General features: G+C 67.9%; 20 protein-coding genes and 1 rRNA gene. 6 read left to right on the plus strand and 15 right to left on the minus strand.

The features are described from left to right. Nucleotides 1–40: 40 nt before the first annotated feature. The 5 genes from SM754_RS05575 to SM754_RS05595 form a co-directional block, all read right to left on the minus strand. Nucleotides 41–1,255, minus strand: a complete 1,215-nt coding sequence (locus SM754_RS05575; RefSeq protein WP_323675212.1) for a hypothetical protein — start codon at nucleotides 1,253–1,255, stop codon at nucleotides 41–43. Between the two features lie 309 nt (nucleotides 1,256–1,564). Further along, nucleotides 1,565–2,422, minus strand: a complete 858-nt coding sequence (locus SM754_RS05580; RefSeq protein WP_323675213.1) for a nitrilase-related carbon-nitrogen hydrolase — start codon at nucleotides 2,420–2,422, stop codon at nucleotides 1,565–1,567. Further along, a complete protein-coding gene (locus tag SM754_RS05585) occupies nucleotides 2,419–2,856 on the minus strand; it encodes an SRPBCC family protein (protein WP_323675214.1) in 438 nt (145 codons plus the stop codon). Before SM754_RS05585 ends, SM754_RS05580 begins: the two co-directional genes overlap by 4 nt. Before the next feature lie 6 nt (nucleotides 2,857–2,862). After that, the gene (locus tag SM754_RS05590; RefSeq protein ID WP_227134887.1) at nucleotides 2,863–3,087 is read right to left on the minus strand and encodes a DUF7123 family protein; all 225 of its coding nucleotides are present in this window, start codon (nucleotides 3,085–3,087) and stop codon (nucleotides 2,863–2,865) included. Between the two features lie 49 nt (nucleotides 3,088–3,136). Further along, on the minus strand, nucleotides 3,137–3,385 hold the full coding sequence (locus SM754_RS05595; RefSeq protein ID WP_323675215.1) for a DUF7525 family protein: 249 nt from the start codon (nucleotides 3,383–3,385) through the stop codon (nucleotides 3,137–3,139). 108 nt (nucleotides 3,386–3,493) lie between these two features. Between SM754_RS05595 and SM754_RS05600 the strand changes: the two genes are divergently transcribed. Then, nucleotides 3,494–4,750, plus strand: a complete 1,257-nt coding sequence (locus tag SM754_RS05600; RefSeq protein ID WP_323675216.1) for an LEA/WHy family protein — start codon at nucleotides 3,494–3,496, stop codon at nucleotides 4,748–4,750. Nucleotides 4,751–4,974: 224 nt separating this feature from the next. Beyond that, nucleotides 4,975–5,370 carry a DUF7528 family protein gene (locus SM754_RS05605; protein ID WP_501993757.1) on the plus strand — a complete coding sequence of 132 codons (396 nt, stop codon included), beginning with the start codon at nucleotides 4,975–4,977 and terminating at the stop codon, nucleotides 5,368–5,370. Nucleotides 5,371–5,409: 39 nt separating this feature from the next. On the opposite strand, the gene SM754_RS05610 is transcribed toward SM754_RS05605, so the two are convergent. The 7 genes from SM754_RS05610 to SM754_RS05640 form a co-directional block, all read right to left on the minus strand. Next, nucleotides 5,410–6,441 carry a PhoU domain-containing protein gene (locus SM754_RS05610; protein ID WP_323675218.1) on the minus strand — a complete coding sequence of 344 codons (1,032 nt, stop codon included), beginning with the start codon at nucleotides 6,439–6,441 and terminating at the stop codon, nucleotides 5,410–5,412. A gap of 141 nt (nucleotides 6,442–6,582) precedes the next feature. Beyond that, nucleotides 6,583–7,671 carry an ATP-NAD kinase family protein gene (locus SM754_RS05615; protein ID WP_323675219.1) on the minus strand — a complete coding sequence of 363 codons (1,089 nt, stop codon included), beginning with the start codon at nucleotides 7,669–7,671 and terminating at the stop codon, nucleotides 6,583–6,585. 363 nt (nucleotides 7,672–8,034) lie between these two features. Further along, entirely contained in the window at nucleotides 8,035–8,745 is a 711-nt protein-coding gene (locus tag SM754_RS05620) for a competence/damage-inducible protein A (RefSeq protein ID WP_323675220.1), read from the minus strand. 100 nt (nucleotides 8,746–8,845) lie between these two features. Beyond that, the gene (locus SM754_RS05625) at nucleotides 8,846–9,610 is read right to left on the minus strand and encodes a DUF5803 family protein (RefSeq protein ID WP_323675221.1); all 765 of its coding nucleotides are present in this window, start codon (nucleotides 9,608–9,610) and stop codon (nucleotides 8,846–8,848) included. Nucleotides 9,611–9,613: 3 nt separating this feature from the next. After that, nucleotides 9,614–10,288: a DUF2110 family protein gene (locus SM754_RS05630; protein WP_323675222.1), complete on the minus strand. Its 675-nt coding sequence runs from the start codon at nucleotides 10,286–10,288 to the stop codon at nucleotides 9,614–9,616. Further along, nucleotides 10,288–10,812: a transcription factor E gene (tfe, locus tag SM754_RS05635; protein WP_323675223.1), complete on the minus strand. Its 525-nt coding sequence runs from the start codon at nucleotides 10,810–10,812 to the stop codon at nucleotides 10,288–10,290. The genes SM754_RS05630 and tfe overlap by 1 nt, the downstream gene beginning before the upstream one ends. Nucleotides 10,813–10,977: 165 nt before the next feature. Further along, on the minus strand, nucleotides 10,978–11,553 hold the full coding sequence (locus SM754_RS05640) for a tRNA (cytidine(56)-2'-O)-methyltransferase (RefSeq protein ID WP_323675224.1): 576 nt from the start codon (nucleotides 11,551–11,553) through the stop codon (nucleotides 10,978–10,980). Between the two features lie 157 nt (nucleotides 11,554–11,710). On the opposite strand from SM754_RS05640, the gene SM754_RS05645 reads away from it, so the two are divergent. Both SM754_RS05645 and SM754_RS05650 read left to right on the plus strand, forming a co-directional pair. After that, nucleotides 11,711–12,625 (plus strand): SDR family NAD(P)-dependent oxidoreductase, encoded by a 915-nt coding sequence (locus tag SM754_RS05645; protein ID WP_323675225.1) that lies wholly within the window; start codon nucleotides 11,711–11,713, stop codon nucleotides 12,623–12,625. A gap of 90 nt (nucleotides 12,626–12,715) precedes the next feature. After that, complete coding sequence (locus SM754_RS05650; RefSeq protein WP_323675226.1) at nucleotides 12,716–13,651, plus strand: NAD-dependent epimerase/dehydratase family protein; 936 nt, start codon at nucleotides 12,716–12,718, stop codon at nucleotides 13,649–13,651. 26 nt (nucleotides 13,652–13,677) lie between these two features. Here the strand turns inward: SM754_RS05650 and SM754_RS05655 are convergent, their stop codons facing one another. The 3 genes from SM754_RS05655 to SM754_RS05665 form a co-directional block, all read right to left on the minus strand. Next, the gene (locus SM754_RS05655; protein WP_323675227.1) at nucleotides 13,678–14,010 is read right to left on the minus strand and encodes a BsuPI-related putative proteinase inhibitor; all 333 of its coding nucleotides are present in this window, start codon (nucleotides 14,008–14,010) and stop codon (nucleotides 13,678–13,680) included. 211 nt (nucleotides 14,011–14,221) lie between these two features. Beyond that, nucleotides 14,222–15,454 (minus strand): S8 family serine peptidase, encoded by a 1,233-nt coding sequence (locus SM754_RS05660; RefSeq protein WP_323675228.1) that lies wholly within the window; start codon nucleotides 15,452–15,454, stop codon nucleotides 14,222–14,224. Between the two features lie 190 nt (nucleotides 15,455–15,644). Then, nucleotides 15,645–16,835, minus strand: coding sequence for a S8 family serine peptidase (locus SM754_RS05665; RefSeq protein ID WP_501993758.1), 1,191 nt, complete (start codon nucleotides 16,833–16,835; stop codon nucleotides 15,645–15,647). Nucleotides 16,836–17,029: 194 nt separating this feature from the next. Here SM754_RS05665 and SM754_RS05670 point away from each other — a divergent pair, with 194 nt between their 5' ends. Then, nucleotides 17,030–17,800: a DUF2797 domain-containing protein gene (locus tag SM754_RS05670; RefSeq protein ID WP_323675230.1), complete on the plus strand. Its 771-nt coding sequence runs from the start codon at nucleotides 17,030–17,032 to the stop codon at nucleotides 17,798–17,800. A 370-nt stretch (nucleotides 17,801–18,170) separates the two neighbouring features. Then, nucleotides 18,171–18,732, plus strand: a 16S ribosomal RNA gene (locus SM754_RS05675); the annotation flags it as partial.

Here is an 18,732-nt window from a genome sequence, read left to right on the forward strand (position 1 = left end):
GCGGGTTCTTCTCCCTCGGATATCGCTCCTGCTTTCGGACTCAGTAGAGCGTCCCTTCGCCGTTGAGTGGGCCGTGGAAGAGGTCCTCGACGACGTGGGCTATCGGTCCGACCGGCGTCCGCGGCGGGTCCACGTTCGTCGCGCGGTAGTCCTCGAAGCGGATGCGCGCGAAGACCGTCCCGTTCGCGGTGCGGTCGGTAACGGCGACGACTCGACCGGTCGTCGCGTCGATCCTGACCGTTCTGGTCCCGTTCGGCCTCGGGGCGCGGCTGGTCCAGGGTCCACCTGCCGCCTCGTACGTGACCTCGACGTGGCCGTCGCTCCGGTCGGTGACCGTCGCCGGTGCATCCAGCGCGACCTGCGTGAAGTAGGGGAACGTCCCGCTCCCGGTCGTTCGCCGCGTCAGCTCGACGTCCGGCGGTGGGGTCGTCTCGTTGCCCGGCCAGTACCAGTGGCCGTCGACGGTGACGAGGTTCGTCTGGTACTCGCCGGCCAATCGCGTCGTGAACACGAGGGCGTCCCGTCGCATGTCGTGTCGGAGCACGAGCCGGTCGTCCATCCGTGGCGGCGCGTCCGCGCTCTCGGCGGGCACCGTCCAGACGACGGTGTGCGACACCGACCGCGTGCGAGCCTGGGCTTGCTCGACCTGGGCGGCGGCGGGCGCGTCGGGGCCAGCGTACGCCGGCCCGTCGTCCGTCTTCGGGGTGACCGGGTCCACGTACTGGACGCCGGCGCCCGCGACGACGGCGACCGCGAGGACCGCGAACGCGACGGCGAGCGTTCGCGTCGCTGGCGTTGGGACGACGCGACCGGGATGGAACCGCTCGAGGCGCTCGACCCCGGGGAGCGAGCGCGACCGGTCGGCCGCGACCGCGTACCCCAGGGCCGCGGCGAGGGGCGACAGCGCGAGCGCGACGACCCCGGCGAGGACGGAGCCGAGCACGACCTCCGGGCCCGCGTCGCTCCGGAGGACGACGACGTCGACCAGCCAGATGCCGGTCGTGAGCGCGGGGAGGACGACGACCGCACCGAAGAGGGACGCGAACGCTCCCACCACCGCACCTCTCCGCGGGGATGGCGTCTCCTCGGCGACGCTCAGCCACGCGAGCGTACACGCCCCCGCACCGACGGTACCGAAGAACAGGCCGCCCTCGATGAGGGTCCGCCACGAGAAGGCGACGACGTACAGCGTGGCGGGCCACGCGGCCGAGAGTACGAGGAACCCAACGGGGAGCGTGGCCTTCCGGAAGCGCACGCCCGGTCTTCAGCGGTCACGCAAGTGAAAGCACCGGCTACGGACGAGAATCGGCGACACTGGCGAGCGTGAGGACGAGAGATGCGACACCTCGAATAGGCTCCCGGGTAGCCCCGAGGTGCCGCAGTTGGGCGCGGGCGTAGGTGCGACGGGCGTTAGTGCCGGAATAGACGTGAAAAGCGTCTGCGTCCGGCAACCGTACATACTGCCGCCTACCTTATAAATGGTTGGTTCCACGACAACGTCTGCGACGCCATCGCATACGTCGGTATGGGACGACTACGCGCGGTCGCTATAGGCGGCCGCGAGTCAGAGCCGACGGTCGTCGAGCGCCGGGAACTCCTCGCGGACCGCAGCGACGCGCTCGGGGTCGACGTCCGCGTAGACGGTCGTCTCGCGGTCGTCCGTCGTCGCGACGGGCGTCCCCCACGGGTCGAACACCGTCGACCGACCGACGAGGTCCGTCCCGCCGACGGTTCCAGCGCCGTTGATCGTCGCGACGTAACTCAGGTTCTCGACCGCGCGCGTCGACGGCAGCGTCTTCCAGTGCTCGACGCGCGGGTACGGCCACGCCGACGGCACGAGCACCAGGTCCGCGCCCGCGTCCAGGTACTCGCGGTAGAGTTCGGGGAACCGCAGGTCGTAGCACGTCGACACCGCGAGCGAGAACCCGCCGACGTCGACCGTCGGCCGCCGCTCACCGGGGACGAGCAACTCCGCCTCCGCGGAATCGTACCCGAACAGGTGATGCTTGCGGTAGACGAGTTCGCGCTCGCCGGCCGGCGAGAACACGACCGCCGTGTTCGCCAGCCCCTCGGCAGCCGGGACCGGGACGTCCACGTCGCTCGCCGCCGTCGCCGCGAGGTCCTCCATCATCGTCCCCGCGAGCACCCACACGTCGTGCTCGCGCGCCGCCGCAGCGAACCGCTCGAACCGCTCCCCGTCCAGCCCCGTCGCGTGGCGGGCGTACGAATCGAACGCGAAGTACCCGACGTCGAACAGCTCCGGGAACGCCACCAGGTCCGCACCCGCGTCCACGGCCACCTCGAGTTCCGAGAGCGCCCGCTCGACGTTCGCAGCCACCTTCCCCGCGTCGGGAGCGAACTGCACGAGCGCGACGCGGAGGCCGCCCGCATCGCTCTCGCGGTCGTTCACGGTCGCGGTCATGCCGGAAGCCCGAGGTCGGCGCGCAACGCCGCCTCCAGGTTGTCGAGCTCCCCGTCCAGGTTCTTCTTGAAGTAGCGCTCCACGCCGGGGAGCTTCCCCTCCACGCGGAACCGGTTCACCAGCTCGCAGCCGCCCTCGGTCGGCACGACCTCGTGCTCACCGACCACGCGCATCACCTTCGACCGCCCCACGAACTTCACGTACTCCCCGTCCCGACGGTCCACGTCCCGCGTCTGGACCGCCGCCGTCCGCGAGATGACCGGAATCGGGAGGCTCACGTGCCACGTCGCCCGGTCGCCCCCCGAACTCTCGTCGATGTCGTACGACTCGACGACGCTGATCGCCTCCGCACGGCGCCCCGCATCCGAGATGAACGCCCAGACGTCCTCCGGTGCGGCATCGAACGTGAACGTTCGCTCGACGGTAACAGTCATCGAGAACTAACTCACCGTGACCTTCCACGTCGTCGAGCGAGCGCGCCCCCACTTCTCGATATCGACCTCCTCGGACTTCTCGTCCAAGTTCGGGAGTCGAACGCCCACCTGCTTCGAAGAGAGCCCCAGCGCATCCCCGATGTTCTTCGAGCGGAAGTACTGCTGTCCGCGCGAGACGCTATCGCGGAGATACGCGAGAATGCGCTGTTCCTCTTCGGAATACTCACTCATCGATATGCTTGAAGTACGTGACTTAGCGTATTAACGGTTTCCCGCTCTCTCAGGCGTCGTACACCTGAACGGCGACGACCGCCAGAATCGCGAACACCATCGCGAGCGCGAACCCGATCGACGCGTTCGTCTCCATCCCACTCGTCGCCGCCTCCGAGACGTCGAGTCCGCCGCGTAGCGACGCCGTCGCGACGAAACCCGCGGCCGCCATGACGATAGCGCCCAGGGCAGTCCCGATGCCGAACAGCATCGTGAACCCCACGCCCTTGTCCGACCCACCGGTGTCCGTTGCAGTCATACTCGCCCGTATCCACGCGGCCGACTTAGTACCACCGTCTCCGGTCAGCGACCACCGAATCACCTTGCGACAAGACCTTTAGCGCTCGCCGATTGAAGCGAGGACGAGATGGGCACCGACTCCACGGGCGGCGGTGGTACAGGTTCGTCATTCGCCGCGACACTCAGGTCTCTCCTCCTCGGGAGCGTCCCCCGGGTCGTCGGCACGGGCGCGCTCGCGCTCGTCGTCGCCGTCGGCGTGGCGTTCGCCGCCGGGTTCCTCGGCGTTCCCGCGGTGAACGAGTTCCAGAACGAGTTCACGGACGTGAACGACTCCACGACGACCATCGGGTCGACGATCGAGGTGACGAACCCGAACCCGGTCGGCGCGAGCTTCCTCGGCGTCTCCGGCGAGTACGCGATAGCGATGAACGACGTCCGGATGGCGAACGGGTCGACGGGCGCCATCGCGATGGCGCCCGGGAACTCGACGATCGACCTGGAGACCGCCCTCGACAACGACCGCATCCCGGACTGGTGGGTGAGTCACGTCCCGAACGGCGAGCAGACGACCGTGAACGTGAACGCGACCGTCGACTCCGACCTCCTCGGTCGGTCCGTTCCGGTCACGCAGACGCGGTCCATCGAGACGGACATGCTCTCGTCGTTCAACTCCACGGAGACCCGGTCGGTGAACTCGAGCAGTCCGCTCGTCAGCGACCCGGTCCTGTACGTGAACGAGACGCGCGCACAGTGGGGCGAGGTCACGCAGGAGCGGACGGGTATCGTCGTCGACTTCTACATCTACAACCCGAAGGACTACGCGGTCCCGGTCTCGAAACTGAACTACACCATCGAGATGAACGAGGTGCGCGTCGGCGCGGGCGAGAACACCGACGAGAAGGTACTCGAACCGAACTCGCTCACGCGGGTGCGGACGGTGACGTACATCCGGAACGAGAACCTCGACGACTGGTGGGTCACGCACGTCGAGCGCAACCAGCGCACCGAGGTCGTCATCGACTTCGCGGCGAGCGTCGAGGTCGCCGGCACCGAGCTCGACATCCCGCTCGAGGGGATGACGCACCGCGAGACCATCGAGACGGACGTCTTCGGCACGAAAGGCGGGGGCGCTCCCGGGAACGAAACCGACGATGACGGGAGCGACGCCGACGGGAGCGACGACGGCTCGAACGACGAGGCGACTGGCGGCGAAGACACCACCACCGCGGGCGAGGACGCGACGACCGACGACGACGGTTCGACGACGAACGACGACGATGGAACGACGACCGACGACGGCGGCGTCCTCCCCGCGCTCGCCCGCACGCTCGCCTCGACCGGCACGGCGTCGACGACGTCACAGTCGACGCGGCGAGTGCGGTGACGCCATGGATGTGGTGACGCCACGGACGCGGTGACGCTTGGTTGCCGTGGCGCGTCGGACGCGGTGACGGGTCGGCGGAAGCGTTTAGTCGATGGCGGCGCTGCGGTGTCGTATGGAACGGAGTACTCACTCTCCGGATCGAGTTCTTCTCGGGTGACCCCGAGGTACGTACCGACGAATCGAGCGAGCGCATCCAGATCACCGTCGACGGCGCGTGCGTGGAACTGTCCAGAGCCGACGCCGTCGCGCTCAAGGAACGCCTCGGCGAGGCCGTCGTCGCCGACCGCGAGTTCTTCCGGACCGCCGGCCGCCACCGCGAGGACGGGACCTACGAGGTCCGCCGTCGCGGCGCCGACTCCACGGGGAACGCGAAGGTGTTCCGCGACTTCGACGCCGTCGAACGGCTCTACGAGCGGCTGCCCGCGACGTTCGACGCCGACGACGTCTCCCGCACCGGCATCACGGGGTCGCGACGCCACATGCTCGTCCGTCACTTCGCCGAACACCCCGCGTTCGACTGCGAGATAACCAGTCGCAGTCCGCTCCGCGTCGCGAAGACCGACGAGGACGCTCGTGGCCCCGACGACGACGGGCGAGAGGAGGTAATCGCGAGCGACTGACGCAATCACTGACCGTGAACGGCCGGTCGTCTCGTGCGGTCAGTTGATCGTGGTGTGGTCGGACTCCTCGTTCAGCGCGAGGTTCACCGCGATCTCCGCGTTCCGCATCGCGTACTGCGCGGTCTGCTGGAGGCTCACGAGCACCTCGCGGACCTGCAGGAGGTCCTGGTTGTCCATCTCCGGGAGGTCGTTGAGTATCTCGCGCTCCCGGTCGCTGATCTCGTGGAAGAGCTCGCGGGCCTCGATGGTCTTGTCGTAGTCGCGCATCACCGCGGACTCCACTGCGAGCGCCGTGAGGTCGTCGACCTGCTCGGTGAACTCCCGGATACGACGCATCGTCGACTGGTCGACGTTCAACGTGTGCCCCTCGGCTTCGAGCACGATCTCCGCGATGTCCTCGGCGTTGTCGGCCGTCAGTTCGAGGTTCTTCGCGATGGAGCGATAGCCGATGAGCGGGAAGCCGTCCGCGAGCCCGACCGCGCGAGCGAGGTTCGGGTTCTGGTACGCCGTGAAGATGAGGCGCAGGAGGAGGACGAAGATCTTGTTCGCCTGCCGTTCGCGGTTGAGTGCGCGCTGCGCGAGGTCCGGGTTCCCGTGCGCGAGCGCCTTCACTGCCTCGCCGCGCATCGTCGACCCGGTCGACTCGAGGCGCTCGAGGAGGTTGTCGAGCGTGAAGTCCTCCGGGTCGACAGAGCACCGGATGGCGATGCTCTCCGGGGTCTCCTCGATGACGCCCAGACCCATGAGTTGGGTCTCCGCACGGTAGACGGCGTTTATCTGCTCGCTGTCGAGCGCGCCCGACTCGTTCTCGATGCGGATGACGCGACGGCCAAGCACGTACTGTGCGACGATCGCGCGCTCGACGGCGTCGGCGTCCAGGTCGTCAGCGTGGATGACCGCCTCCGTCTCCTCGCTGTTCGCCGACTCCGGCATCACCGTCAGCGTGCCCTTGCCACCCATCCGCAGGGACACCTCGTCGCCCTTCTCCACGTCCTGTTCCTTCGCCCACTCGGCCGGGAGCGTCATCGCCAGCGTGGACGGCCCGAGCCGCTGCACTTTACGCGTTTCCATGCCCCCGCCTAGGCAACGGTATACCTTATATTTGCCCCTCGCTTCATAATATACCTTCACCTGTCCTCTAGGTCTCTTCGGCGGGCGAATCCGGACACTACTGACAGTCAAGTCATGTTTCGTACTGGGGGCGTCCGGCGATCAGACGACCTTCAGGAGCCGATGCTCGTACCGACCGACGCGGACCTTCTGCCAGCCCCGCAGGGCCTCGTTGACGGCTTCGTCGTCGGTGTCGACGCGGAGCACGCCGACGTCGTCGAGCTTGCTCGGCGACGCCACCACCTCGACGGTCGACCGCTCGATGACCCGCGGCGAGATCTGGTGGTTCCCGCGGCCGAACACGAACCCCTGGCCGCCGATCGGCGACACCACGACGACGTTCTCCTCGCCGAGCGCCGCCAGGATCTCGTCCTCCGTGCCGTCCCGTACCAGCGCCTCGCCGTTCCGGTACACGTCGACGCCGAGCGGCGACGGCTCGAACCCGAGCTCGCGCTTGATCGCCCCGACCGTACTCCCCGGGCCCAGGACGTACGTCACGTCCTCGCGGACGTCGCCCGCGAACCCCGCGGCGACCCCGTCGACGCTCCCGCCAGCGACCTGCTTCGATGACTGCACCGCCTCCGCGACCGGCACCGGCACGACCGCGCGGAGCGTCGTCCGGACCTCGCCCTCCCGGTAGGCCGCCTCGTCGATGTCGTTCACCTCCCGGTCCTCGACGGTGTCGAACGACGCCACGACGCGGCCGGCGTCGCTCGGCGTCACCCCGAACACCGACGAGTATATCTTCACGCCCGCGGGCACGCCGAGCATCGGCACCGCCGCCGACCCACCGCCGACGTCCTCGAGCGCACGCGCCACGTCCACCGCCGTCCCGTCCCCGCCCACGAACAGGACGAGGTCGACGCCGGCGTCGACGAACGCGCGCACCGCCGCGCGCGTGTCCGCCGCCGACGTCGCCGCCGGCTCGTCCTCTTCGCGCTCGAACTCGTAGACGACCTCCGGGTCGAACCCCGCGTCGACCGCGGCGTCCGCGCCCAGTTCGCCGGCCGCCGTCACGACCGTCACGTCGTCGCTCCGAGCACGAAGCGCCGACAGCGCCGTTCTGGCGCGCTCCGGCGCCCGCGGCTGCGCACCCCGCTCGCGGGCCTCCTCGACCAGCCCGTCGGTCCCCTTCAACCCGACGCGTCCACCCATCCCCGCGATGGGATTCACGACGAACCCGACTCGCATACGGACTCGTACGCCCGTCGCCGGGAAAAGGAGTCGGTTCCTACTGGCCGGTCCGAGACGAGCGCGCGGCGCGTGCCGCGCAGAAGGCGAACGAGCCGTCAGCGCCGAACGACCCGCAGGCGGACGATGCGTGGGGCCAACGATGCTCGCTCGACGTATCAATCCTTAAGCCACGGCGGTGACTACGCCAGATTATGAATCCAGTGCCTCTGACAGCGGACCTCATCGGGAACACGCCACTCGGAACGGTCGTCCTCGTCCTCTCGCTCGCCATCACGGGCGCCTGGCTGTACCGCATCTACTCCTGACCGGGTCGTCGCGGCTCTCCCGAGTCACCGCAGAAACCCCGACAGCTACGGCCACCTACTCGTCGCGACGCGCTCCTTCGTCGCCCTCGTCGACGCGTTCGCGGAGCCACGCGGCCGCCGCCGCCACCTCCTCGGCGTCCGTAGCCGAGACGCGGATCCGGACGCCGTCGCCCGGATAACTCCCGACGGTCACGTCGAACTCGGTCTGCACTCGCTCGAAGCGCCCGACGAGTTCGGACTCCGGTTCCGCCGCGAACACCGTCTCGACGTGCTGGCGTTCGCCCTCGAACTCGTCGGCGACGCGCTCGAACATCGCTTGCATCTCCGTCGGCACGCCCGGGAGGACGTACGTCGACTCCACGACCGCGCCCGGCGCGACGCCTGGGTCGTTGTGCAGCACGCGCGCGTTCGCCGGAACCGCCGTGGTACCGTCCGCGAGGTCGTCCGCGGCGTACCCGCCGTGCTCGACGAGCCAGTCCTCCGCGACCTGGCTGTGCGCGAGCTCGCGGCCGAACGCCGCGGCGACCCCCGCCATCGTCCGGTCGTCGTGCGTCGGTCCGAGCCCGCCCGTCACGACCGTCGCGTCGTACTCGGCGTGGAACTCGTTGACGACCCGCGCGATAGCGGCCTCGTCGTCCGGGAGCGTCGTCACGCGTCGCACGCGCGTACCGCGCTCGGTGAGTCGACGACACAACCACGTCGCGTTCGTGTTCTCGGTCTCGCCGGAGAGCAACTCGTCACCGACGGTGACCACGGCAACGTCCATACCGGAGACTGGGCGGTCGAGGTTCAAAACGAGTGCGACGCCAACCGGCCCGAGCCGACCCCGACCGGCCGGGTCCGCGGACCGACAGGGAGCGAGCCGGTCACCCCATCCCCGGCGGCGGGTCGCGGCCGTCGTCCTGGTCGCTCATGTCCAACCCGAGGTCCTCGCGTTGCTGCTCCAACTGCCGAATCTGGTAGACGTAGTACGACACGCCGACCGCGCCGATCGCCGCGAGCACGAGCACGAGTCCCGCGAACAGCCAGATGTCCCGCGCCAGATACCACTGGAGCGACAGCGTCCGCGACAGCTCCTCCCACCGGAGGTGCACGCGGCTCGTCGCCTCGTCGAGCGACCGGTCGTCGGCACCCGGCGACACCTGCCCGAACAGCGGGAACCCGACGCGCATGTTCTCCGGGAGCACCACGTGATACGACCCCTCCATGTACGACGGGAGGAGCAGCGACTTGTCGTCGGTGGCCGTCGTGAACGCCACCTTCCCCGACGACTGCGGGAGCGTCACCACCGTCGCCCCGCCGCTGCGTTCCACGGAGAGATTCTCCGCCGTCACCGTCGTCCCGTTCGGATACCGGTACTCAAGTGCCGCTATCGGGCGCGGATTCCGCGATTCGATACCCGGCCGCCACAGCTCGAACTCGGTCCCTTCGAACCCGGAGACGTCGTACACCGCCTTTAATTGCCCGCCGGTGGCGTTCACGTAGACGTCCGCGGAGTCGTTCCACTCGTACGTCGCGTTCTCGTTCAAGCGGTCCTGATCGACGCCGCCGCCGAACGGTGACGTACACCCCGCTAGAGCGGCGAGCACTGCGAGCGACAGCACCGCGAGGACGAGTCGTTTCCGAGTCATACCTCAGGGGATGACGCAGCGGATCTCGGCCGGCAGGTACTCGCCGATCGCCGCGAGCAAGCCCGGCGGGTCCGTGCCTTCCTTGCAGACGATGCTCTGCTCGAGGAGGCCGATGCGTTCCACGGTCACGATGTCACGAGCGTGCCCCGCGCGGTTCACGGTCGCGCGGACCTCCGCGCGCGTCGCCGAGTTCACGTTCACGCGCCCGTCGCCGCGCGTCCACTCGTAGATCTCGTCGCGTTGCGCGTCACTCAACCGACTGGGTTCGCCGTCGCCGCCGTACACGAACTCCATGGGCATGTGCTGGACGAGCCCGAACCGCTCACGGACCTGCGAGGGCGACCCTCGACCGAGGCCGATGTCCTCGGCGGGGACGTACACGTCCTGCCCGGCGTCGAGCACAAACCCTTCCTCGCTCCAGGAGTCGAAGGTTCCGACGTACGTCTCGCCGGCGTCCATATGCGCGTCGATCTCGCCGAACTCCTCGGCGAGGACGTTCCGCGCCACGACCTCGTCCTCGCCGGTGACCGTCACGGACGGGAAGCCGTCCTGGCGGACGCCGACCTCGAAGTCGACGTCGAGGTCCGCGAGCTCGTTCCCGACGAGACTCGTGAGGCTGTCGACGACGCGGTCGCGCGCATCCCCGGAGACGTAGACTTTCGTCGCAAGGACGACCATTATGCGCCCGACTCCACGTTCAGTTCCTCGCGGAGCGCCGCGAGCCGGTCGTCCATCGCCGTGACCAGGCGGTCGTTGTCCATCGACTCCAGGGGCGACCCGCACTCGGGGCACTCGAACCCGAAGTCCATCGCCTCACCGAACTCGAAGCGGATCGAGCACACTTCGCAGAGGTAGAACTCGTGGTTGCGCTCGTACTCCTCGCGGTCCTCAAGCGCCTCCAGGAGCCGATGCATCTCCTCCTCGAGGTTCTCCGGGATGTTCTCGTAGTGGAACGTCCACAGGTACGTGAGCCACCCGGAGTCCTCGTCGCGCAGGCGCCGGTACTCCGCGAGGTCGTTCTCGTAGAGGATGAACAGCGCGCGTCGGACGTCGTTCAGTTCGAGGTCCAACTCCTCGGCGAGCTCCTCGTCGGTCACTTCGCCGTCCGGGGGTGCCGCCGCGACCGGCATCCCCTTCGGCCCGACCAACTCGTGGAGGTACTTCTGGATTACGGGGTCTTCGAGGAGATCCTCAAAAGCCATCTTGTACGAAACCGGGGCTTTCGTGAGTTTAAAACTACCGAACGCCCCGCCCGCACGAGTACTACTGCCCGCACCGGCATACGGCGTCCGTCAGGACGCCGTTTCCGGATGTACTTCCGGCCGCACCGGCATACGGCGTCCGCGACGACCTCGGATCCGCGGTCGCTAGTCTTCGTCGGTGTCCGCGATGCGGTCCGCGGGGGCGTCTTCGGGGTCGACGACGCGTTTCCCGGTGTCCTCTGGGAGGACGACCGCCTCCGGGTCTGCCCATTCGCGGTCGAGTTCGCGGCCGTCGAACAGGCGGTCGAGGAAGACCGCGAGGCCGGCGACCTCGCTGTGGGGTTGGTTCGTGACGCCGACGTTGAAGTCCGCGTGCTCGTAGACGTCGAACGGGACCTTCTCGCTGCCGACGACGACGAGCACCGGTTCGTCGGCGTGGGCTTTCCGGACGTCGCCTTCGACGTCTTGGACGCGCTCGCCGTACATGGTGAGGTGGACGACGGTCCCCTCGAAGTTCCGGACGAGCGCCACCGTGCTGTCGGTGCATTCGACGTCGAACGGGCCGCCGAAGCGAGTCGTGATGTCGGCGACGGTCTCCGCCGCCTGCGTCGCGTTATCGGGAAGGACGACGCGGTCCGCGCCGAGCGCGCGCGCCGTGAGCCCGACGTGCGTCGTCATCCGGTCGTCGCGCCCCGGCCGGTGCTCCAGCCGACAGACGACGACCTCGTGTGTACCCTGCATGCCGCGGGATTCGGCTGGCGCGCGTAAGCGGGTTACGCTTCTCGGGAACGCCCGCACCAGCGGTCACGCTACGGCCGCTCACCATGGCGCGTCGTCGCGAGCGAGGCCGTCGACGCACGACCGGGGACTTATCCCGCGAGCGACTGAATCCCCCGGCATGACACGACCCGAAGCCGTCGCCGGCGTCGCCGACGCCGACCTCGACGGGCGGACCGTCTTCGTGACGGGCGCCACGCACGGCGTCGGCCGGGAGACCGCGCTCGCGCTCGGCCGTCTCGGCGCGCGCGTCCTCGTCCACGGTCGCGACCGTACCGCCGGACGCGCACTCGCGAACGAACTCCGCGAACTCGACGCCGACCCCGTCTTCGTCCGCGCGGACTTCGCGGACCCCGACGCCCCGAGCGAACTCGCGGCCGCCGTCGCCGACCGCGTCGACGAACTCGACGTCCTCGTCAACAACGCCGGCGCGCACTTCGACGGCCCGACCCTCGCCGCGGGCGTCGAACGCACGTTCCGCGTCAACCACCTGTCGCCGTTCGAACTCACGCGCGAACTCCTCGACGACCTCGCCGACGGCGGCCGCGTCGTCACCGTCGCCAGCGGCGTCCACGGTCGCGCGGGGGCCGGCGACCTCACGACCGACGCCGTCACCACGGTCGACGACTACGACGGCTTCCAGGCGTACGCGCGCTCGAAGCTCGCGAACGTCCTCTTCTCGCGCGAACTCGCCGCACGGAACCCCGACAAGCTCGTGAACTCGCTGCATCCCGGGTTCGTCCCGGGAAGCGAACTCTGGCGCGACGCCTCCTTCCCCGTCTCCGTCCTCATGCCAGCACTCGGCGTCCTCCCCGCGTTCCTCCTCGAACGCATCGCCGACACCGTCGAGACCGCCGCCGCGACGAGCGTCTACCTCGCCGCCGCCGACGACTACGACGTCACCGGCGAGTACTTCTCGAACTGCACGCCGAAGACGCCGTCCGCGACCGCCCGCGACGACGACCTCGCCCGCGAGCTCTGGGAGCGCACCGAATCGCTCGTCGCCGACCCACCCACGCCAGCGACCGACGACTGACCGCGACCCACCCACCCGGCCATCGAACCCCGGCAACGGCCGCGTCACGACACCAGAAATCTCTTACGCGGCTCCGGCGACGTCCCAGGCATGGACCTCACCGACAAGCGCGTCGTCGTGACCGGCGCCGCCGGTCTCGTCGGCTCGCACCTCGCCGCGGAACTCGCCGCCGACAACGACGTCCTCGCCGTCGACGACCTCTCCAAGGGCGCGCGCGAACGCGTCCCCGACACCGTCGAGTTCCGACAGCGAGACATGACCGACGCGGACGACGTCGCCGACACCATCACCGGCGACGTCGACGTCGTCTTCCACTTCGCCGCGTACACCGACACGAACTACGACGACGACCGACGGCTCTTCGAGGAGAACGGCGGGATGACGTACAACGTCCTCGAACGCATGCACGACGTCGGCGTCGACAAGCTCGCGTTCACGTCGTCCTCGACGATCTACGGCGAAGCGCCGATGCCCACGCCCGAGGACTACGCGCCGCTCGAACCCATCAGCATCTACGGCTCCTCGAAGCTGGCCGACGAAGCGATCATCTCGACGTACGCGCACTCCTACGGCATCCAGGCGTGGGTGTACCGGTTCGCGAACATCGTCGGCCCGAACCAGCGCGGGAACGTCATCCCCGACTTCATCGAGAAGCTGCTCGACGACCCCGACACCCTCGAGATACTCGGGGACGGCCGCCAGGAGAAGTCCTACATGCACGTCGAGGACTGCATCGACGCCATGGTCCACGTCGTCGAGCACGCCGACGCCGACCTCAACACGTACAACCTCGGGACGCGCACGACGACGAGCGTCAACCGCATCGCCGACATCGTCGCCGACGAACTCGACTGCGACCCCGACTACGAGTACACCGGCGGCGACCGCGGCTGGACCGGCGACGTCCCGAAGATGCGCCTCTCCATCGAGAAACTCGGCGCACTCGGCTGGGAGCCACCGCGCTCCAGCGACGGTTCCGTCGAGAAGGCCACGCGCCAGCTCGCAGCCGAACTCAGCGAGACGTAACCGGGCCGACCGAGCCGTCGACCACCTCACACGGAGAACGACGTCGCCGCCTCCGCGTCCACGTCGTTCGACGCGAGCCACGCCCGCGCCTCGTACTCGCCCGACGGCGCACCCTCCCACGTCGCCCCATAGGACAACGACTCACCGGCCGGCCACGCCTCCGACTGCAGCATCTGCGCGAACATCCGACCAGCCGCGAACGACCACACCTCCTCGCCGTCCTCGAACACCACCACGTCGTGGGTCTGGGAGTCCGAGAACTGGAGTTCGACCGGCTCGTCGCCGTCGTTCGTGACCTCGTACCTGAACTCGACCGTCCCGTCCGCCACAGTCGCCGACAAGGACCCGGAGAGCGTCATGTCCAGCCGTACCCCCGGACGCGACGTAACCCTTTCCCCGCGGCGTCCTCACCGCACTGTACCGTACGCATCACGCCACACGTCCCTCGCGATCGCGCACCGAGACCTCGAACGTAACTCGACGAAAAATATCCCGATTCCGCGTGCACGCGAGCGCGCCGGAGCCGCTGCGTGCTCGCGGAACACGGACTCTCGACGCCCCGGTCGCGACTCAGTTGTTGCTGGAGTCGTAGCCGAGCGCGCTCGCGACGTCCAGCAGGCCCGAGCCCGACTCGTTGCTACCCAGCCCGATGTCCTCCGCGTTGGATTTGAGCGTACTCCGGACGTTCGACGCGGACATCCCGCCGGCCATCAACTGCCCGGCCGCGCCCGCGACGTGCGGGCACGCCATCGACGTCCCCGAGAACGTGTCGTAGCCGCCGGGAACCGTCGACCGGATGTCCGACCCCGGCGCCGCGAGCTCGACCTGCGAGCCCGTCGAGGAGAACGACGACAGCGAGTCGTCGCTCGCGGTGGAGGAGACCGCGACGACCTCCGAGTACGCCGCCGGATAGCCGACACAGTCGCTACACGGCCCGGAGTTCCCCGCCGCCGCGACCAGGAACACGCCGTTGTTCGCCGCGTACTGGACCGCGTCCTGCAACGCCGACGAGCCGGAGGACGCACCGAGGCTCATGCTCGCGACGTCCCAGCCCTGGTTCGCGACGTACTCCACGCCCGCCGCGATGTCGCTGAACGACCCAGAGCCCTGGCTGTCCAGGACCTTCACCGCGTGCAGGGTCGCCTCCGTGGACACGCCGACGACGCCCTCCGTGTTGTCGTCCGCGCCCGCGATACCCGCGCAGTGCGTGCCGTGGTCGTTGTCGTCGTCCCACGACTGGTTACAGCCGCTACACGTCGCGTACGCCTTCCCCGCGCCCAGGTTCGCCTGGAGGTCCGGATGGTCGCTGTCGATTCCCGTGTCGAGGATGGCGACGTCCGCGCCCGCACCCGTGTCGCCGTTGGCGTGGGCAACCTCCGCGTCCACGCGGTCGACACCCCACTCGAGGGACTGGCTCGTGTCACCGCCGCCGCCGCCGTCGCTGCCCTTGCAGTCCGGCCACGGGTCGCACGACCCCGGCGGGCCACCGTTGGACTCCACGGGGTCGATGGCGTGCATCAGAGCGTTCTTCTCGACGTACCGGATGTTGGGATTGTTCCGGAGCCCCTTCGCGGCCTTCCGCGGGAGCTCGGCCGTGATCGCGTCGAAACCGAACCGTCGACTCACCGAATCGGCCGCCTTCTCCGCCGCCGCTCGCCCTCGCGTGCCGGTGAACCCGATGTTCACCTCGACCTTCTCCGCCGGTTCCCCGCTCGCGATGCCCGCCGCAGATGCCCCGACGAGTGCCGTCCCCGCGCCTTTGAGTGCCTGTCGCCGACTCAGTTGAGTGCCATTGTCTGCCATGCAACCAACGGTGATAGCGGACGGCAATTAAAGCTTTCGTCGAAAAGGGCGAAAAACAATCGTCTTCGAAGAAAATAACGCCGAGAAGTCCAACGAAACAAGACGAGTTTGGGTGCCTCACTGACGCCCTCGGACCGACCGTGCCCGCGCCCAGCGGACACGCGAGAGGGTACTCGACCGCGCTACGCGGTCAGTTATCGCTCGAATCCAGCCCGAGCGCGCTCGCGACGTCCAGCAGGCCCGCGCCCGATTCGTTGCTCGCCAGGCCGATGTTCTCGGCGCTCGATTTCAGCGTACTCCGCGCGTCGGACGCCGTCGCCCCATCGGCCATCAACTGGCCGGCCGCACCCGCGACGTGCGGACACGCCATCGACGTCCCCGAGAACGTGTCGTAGCTGCCGTTGCTCGCCACCGACGAGTAGATGTCCGTTCCCGGCGCCGCGAGCTCGACCTCCGGTCCCGTCGACGAGAAGTCCGAGAGCGAGTCGTCGCTGGCCGTCGAGGAGACCGCGACGACCTCCGAGTACGCCGCCGGATAGCCGACACAGTCGCTACACGGCCCGGAGTTCCCCGCCGCCGCGACCAGGAACACGCCCTTGTCCGCCGCGTACTGGACCGCGTCCTTCAGCGCCGACGACCCGGACGAACCGCCCAGGCTCATCGACCCGACGTCGTACCCCTGGTCCGCGACCCACTGGACGCCCGCCGCGATGTCGCTGAACGACCCCGACCCGCACTTGTCCAGCACCTTCACCGCGTGCAGCGTCACGTCCGGCGCCACACCGACGACGCCCTCCGTGTTGTCGACGCCACCGGCGATACCCGCGCAGTGCGTGCCGTGGTTGTTATCGTCGTCCCACGACGAGTAACACGTGTTGTCTGCGGGCTTCGCGCCGTAGCGACACCCGCCCTTCGTCGAGCACTGGACGAACGACTTGCCCGTCCCGAGGTTCGACTGGAGGTCGGGGTGGTCGCTGTCGATACCCGTGTCGATGATGGCGACGTCCGCGCCCGACCCCGTGTCGCCGTTCGCGTGAGCCACCTCCGAGTCCGTGCGATCGATGCCCCACGGTGTCGTCTGCGCGAGCGCGTGCATCTGGCCGTTCTCCTCGACGTACCGGACGCTCGGGTTCCGCTGGAGTGCATCGGCCGCCTTCTTCGGGAGCCGCACCGTCATCGCTTCGAAGTTGAACTCTCGGACGACGGCGTCCGCCTTCCGCTCCACCGCAGCCTTCCCACGCGCGTCGTCGAACCCGACGTTCACCTCGACCTTGTCCGTAGGTCGGGCCTCGGCCATCCCGACGATGCCCGTCGCCGCGAGTGCTCCAGTTGCCGCCTTCAGTACGTCCCGTCGCGAGGTATGCTTGCCCTTACCAGACATGCACATCAACGGTGATAACCAATGGTATTTAAAAATATCCATGTTTCACGCAGCGTGCTGGAAAAAAGCTGTCCGCTGGGCCGGATTATGCTAAAAGACTGTTCCATCGGCAGCACATCGGAGTTGCCCCAGCCTCAACGCAATCAGCCCACCCGAACGGTACCGCTAAACGACATCCGCCCCAACCGACTCACGTGCAAATCGTCGGCTACGACCCCGCACGACCACCCACCGACCAGCCCGCTCGACCTGCAACCCTCCACGTCGCCGACGACGGCAACGTCGAACACGTCGAACTGACACCCGGGACCGAACTCGCCTACACCCTCCGCGAACGACACTGCGCCGGACACCACGACGACACCGGCCACCACCCCTGCCCCAACGACGACGCACCTCACTGTCCCCAACACACCCGCACGTGGGCCTGCGCGCGCTGCACCGGCACCTGCGACCTCCCACTCGGCACGTGCACCGAAGAACACGCCATCTACCTCGCCGCCTTCGCCCCAGACACGTTCAAGGTCGGCGTCACCCGCAGCTGGCGCCTCCAGACACGCCTCTACGAACAAGGCGCCGACCGCGGCGCCCACATCAACACCGTCCCAGACGGCCGCATCGCACGGCAGCTCGAAGCCGAGATCGCCGAAACCCTCACCGACCGCGTCCGCGTCCCCACCAAACGACGCAGCCTCGCCACCACCGTCGACGAACACGCCTGGAACACGCTCCTCGACGAACACCACGCACTCGACACCTACACCTACGACCACGGCATCGCCCTCGACACCGAACCCATCGCCGAGGCCCTCGCAACCGGCGCCGTCCGCGGCACCAAAGGCCGACTCCTCGTCCTCGACCACAACGACACCACCTACGTCACCGACCTCCGCGACCTCGTCGGCCACGACGTCACGCCCGAACCAGCAACGCGCGACGTCCAGGCGAGCCTCGGCAGCTTCTAGATATATACCTACCCCGGAAGATACGTTCTCCACCGAGAAAACGAGCCCAAAGGACGCAGACTATGTACTCAAACCGACGGGGTTAACCATCCAAGATGGTGGGAACCCGTAGCAGGCGGACGACCGAAACAACGGGGTTAAGTATGGACCAGCCATTTCAAAATAATGTGAACGGCGCCCCGGGACGCCCGGGATGCCAACGTATGAGGATTCCGCCCCTGCGGTCCGCCGTCAAGACGGAATCTGATGTTAGCCTCGACGGTTCGGCGACATCCGATCGGATGCGTCGAACCAGATCCATTTGCAATGAGATAAGGAACACACCCATTCGGGTGTGTCCCGCCACCCCCCGAGCCTTGAGCTCGGGACCATTCCGGTTGATCCTGCCGGAGGCCATTGCTATCGGAGTTCGATTTAGCCATGCTAGTCGCACGGGTTTAGACCCGTGGCAGATAGCTCAGTGACACGTGGCCAAACTACCCTATGGACAGGCATAACCTCGGGAAACTGAGGCCAATTCCTGATACCGCTTCCCACCTGGAATAGGGGGAAGCACCAAACGTTACGGCGCCATAGGATGTGGCTGCGGCCGATTAGGTAGACGGTGAGGTAACGGCTCACCGTGCCCATAATCGGTACGGGTTGTGAGAGCAAGAGCCCGGAGACGGTATCTGAGACAAGATACCGGGCCCTACGGGGCGCAGCAGGCGCGAAAACTTTACACTGCACGACAGTGCGATAAGGGAACTCCGAGTGCGAGGGCATATCGTCCTCGCTTTTCTGTACCGTAGGGAGGTACAAGAATAAGGGCTGGGCAAGACCGGTGCCAGCCGCCGCGGTAACACCGGCAGCCCGAGTGATGGCCGATATTATTGGGCCTAAAGCGTCCGTAGCCAGCTGAACAGGTCCGTTGGGAAATCTGCTCGCTCAAC

The sequence above is a fragment of the Halorubellus amylolyticus genome (assembly GCF_034808145.1).
Taxonomy (GTDB): Archaea; Halobacteriota; Halobacteria; order Halobacteriales; family Natrialbaceae; genus Halorubellus.

What these genes read in the sequence shown, in the direction of transcription:
- SM754_RS05580 (WP_323675213.1), bottom strand. Translation starts at nt 2,422, where the DNA reads ATGACCGCGACCGTGAACGACCGCGAGAGCGATGCGGGCGGCCTCCGC.
- SM754_RS05585 (WP_323675214.1), bottom strand. Translation starts at nt 2,856, where the DNA reads ATGACTGTTACCGTCGAGCGAACGTTCACGTTCGATGCCGCACCGGAG.
- SM754_RS05590 (WP_227134887.1), bottom strand. Translation starts at nt 3,087, where the DNA reads ATGAGTGAGTATTCCGAAGAGGAACAGCGCATTCTCGCGTATCTCCGC.
- SM754_RS05595 (WP_323675215.1), bottom strand. Translation starts at nt 3,385, where the DNA reads ATGACTGCAACGGACACCGGTGGGTCGGACAAGGGCGTGGGGTTCACG.
- SM754_RS05600 (WP_323675216.1), top strand. Translation starts at nt 3,494, where the DNA reads ATGGGCACCGACTCCACGGGCGGCGGTGGTACAGGTTCGTCATTCGCC.
- SM754_RS05610 (WP_323675218.1), bottom strand. Translation starts at nt 6,441, where the DNA reads ATGGAAACGCGTAAAGTGCAGCGGCTCGGGCCGTCCACGCTGGCGATG.
- SM754_RS05615 (WP_323675219.1), bottom strand. Translation starts at nt 7,671, where the DNA reads ATGCGAGTCGGGTTCGTCGTGAATCCCATCGCGGGGATGGGTGGACGC.
- SM754_RS05620 (WP_323675220.1), bottom strand. Translation starts at nt 8,745, where the DNA reads ATGGACGTTGCCGTGGTCACCGTCGGTGACGAGTTGCTCTCCGGCGAG.
- SM754_RS05625 (WP_323675221.1), bottom strand. Translation starts at nt 9,610, where the DNA reads ATGACTCGGAAACGACTCGTCCTCGCGGTGCTGTCGCTCGCAGTGCTC.
- SM754_RS05630 (WP_323675222.1), bottom strand. Translation starts at nt 10,288, where the DNA reads ATGGTCGTCCTTGCGACGAAAGTCTACGTCTCCGGGGATGCGCGCGAC.
- tfe (WP_323675223.1), bottom strand. Translation starts at nt 10,812, where the DNA reads ATGGCTTTTGAGGATCTCCTCGAAGACCCCGTAATCCAGAAGTACCTC.
- SM754_RS05640 (WP_323675224.1), bottom strand. Translation starts at nt 11,553, where the DNA reads ATGCAGGGTACACACGAGGTCGTCGTCTGTCGGCTGGAGCACCGGCCG.
- SM754_RS05645 (WP_323675225.1), top strand. Translation starts at nt 11,711, where the DNA reads ATGACACGACCCGAAGCCGTCGCCGGCGTCGCCGACGCCGACCTCGAC.
- SM754_RS05650 (WP_323675226.1), top strand. Translation starts at nt 12,716, where the DNA reads ATGGACCTCACCGACAAGCGCGTCGTCGTGACCGGCGCCGCCGGTCTC.
- SM754_RS05655 (WP_323675227.1), bottom strand. Translation starts at nt 14,010, where the DNA reads ATGACGCTCTCCGGGTCCTTGTCGGCGACTGTGGCGGACGGGACGGTC.
- SM754_RS05660 (WP_323675228.1), bottom strand. Translation starts at nt 15,454, where the DNA reads ATGGCAGACAATGGCACTCAACTGAGTCGGCGACAGGCACTCAAAGGC.
- SM754_RS05665 (WP_501993758.1), bottom strand. Translation starts at nt 16,835, where the DNA reads ATGTCTGGTAAGGGCAAGCATACCTCGCGACGGGACGTACTGAAGGCG.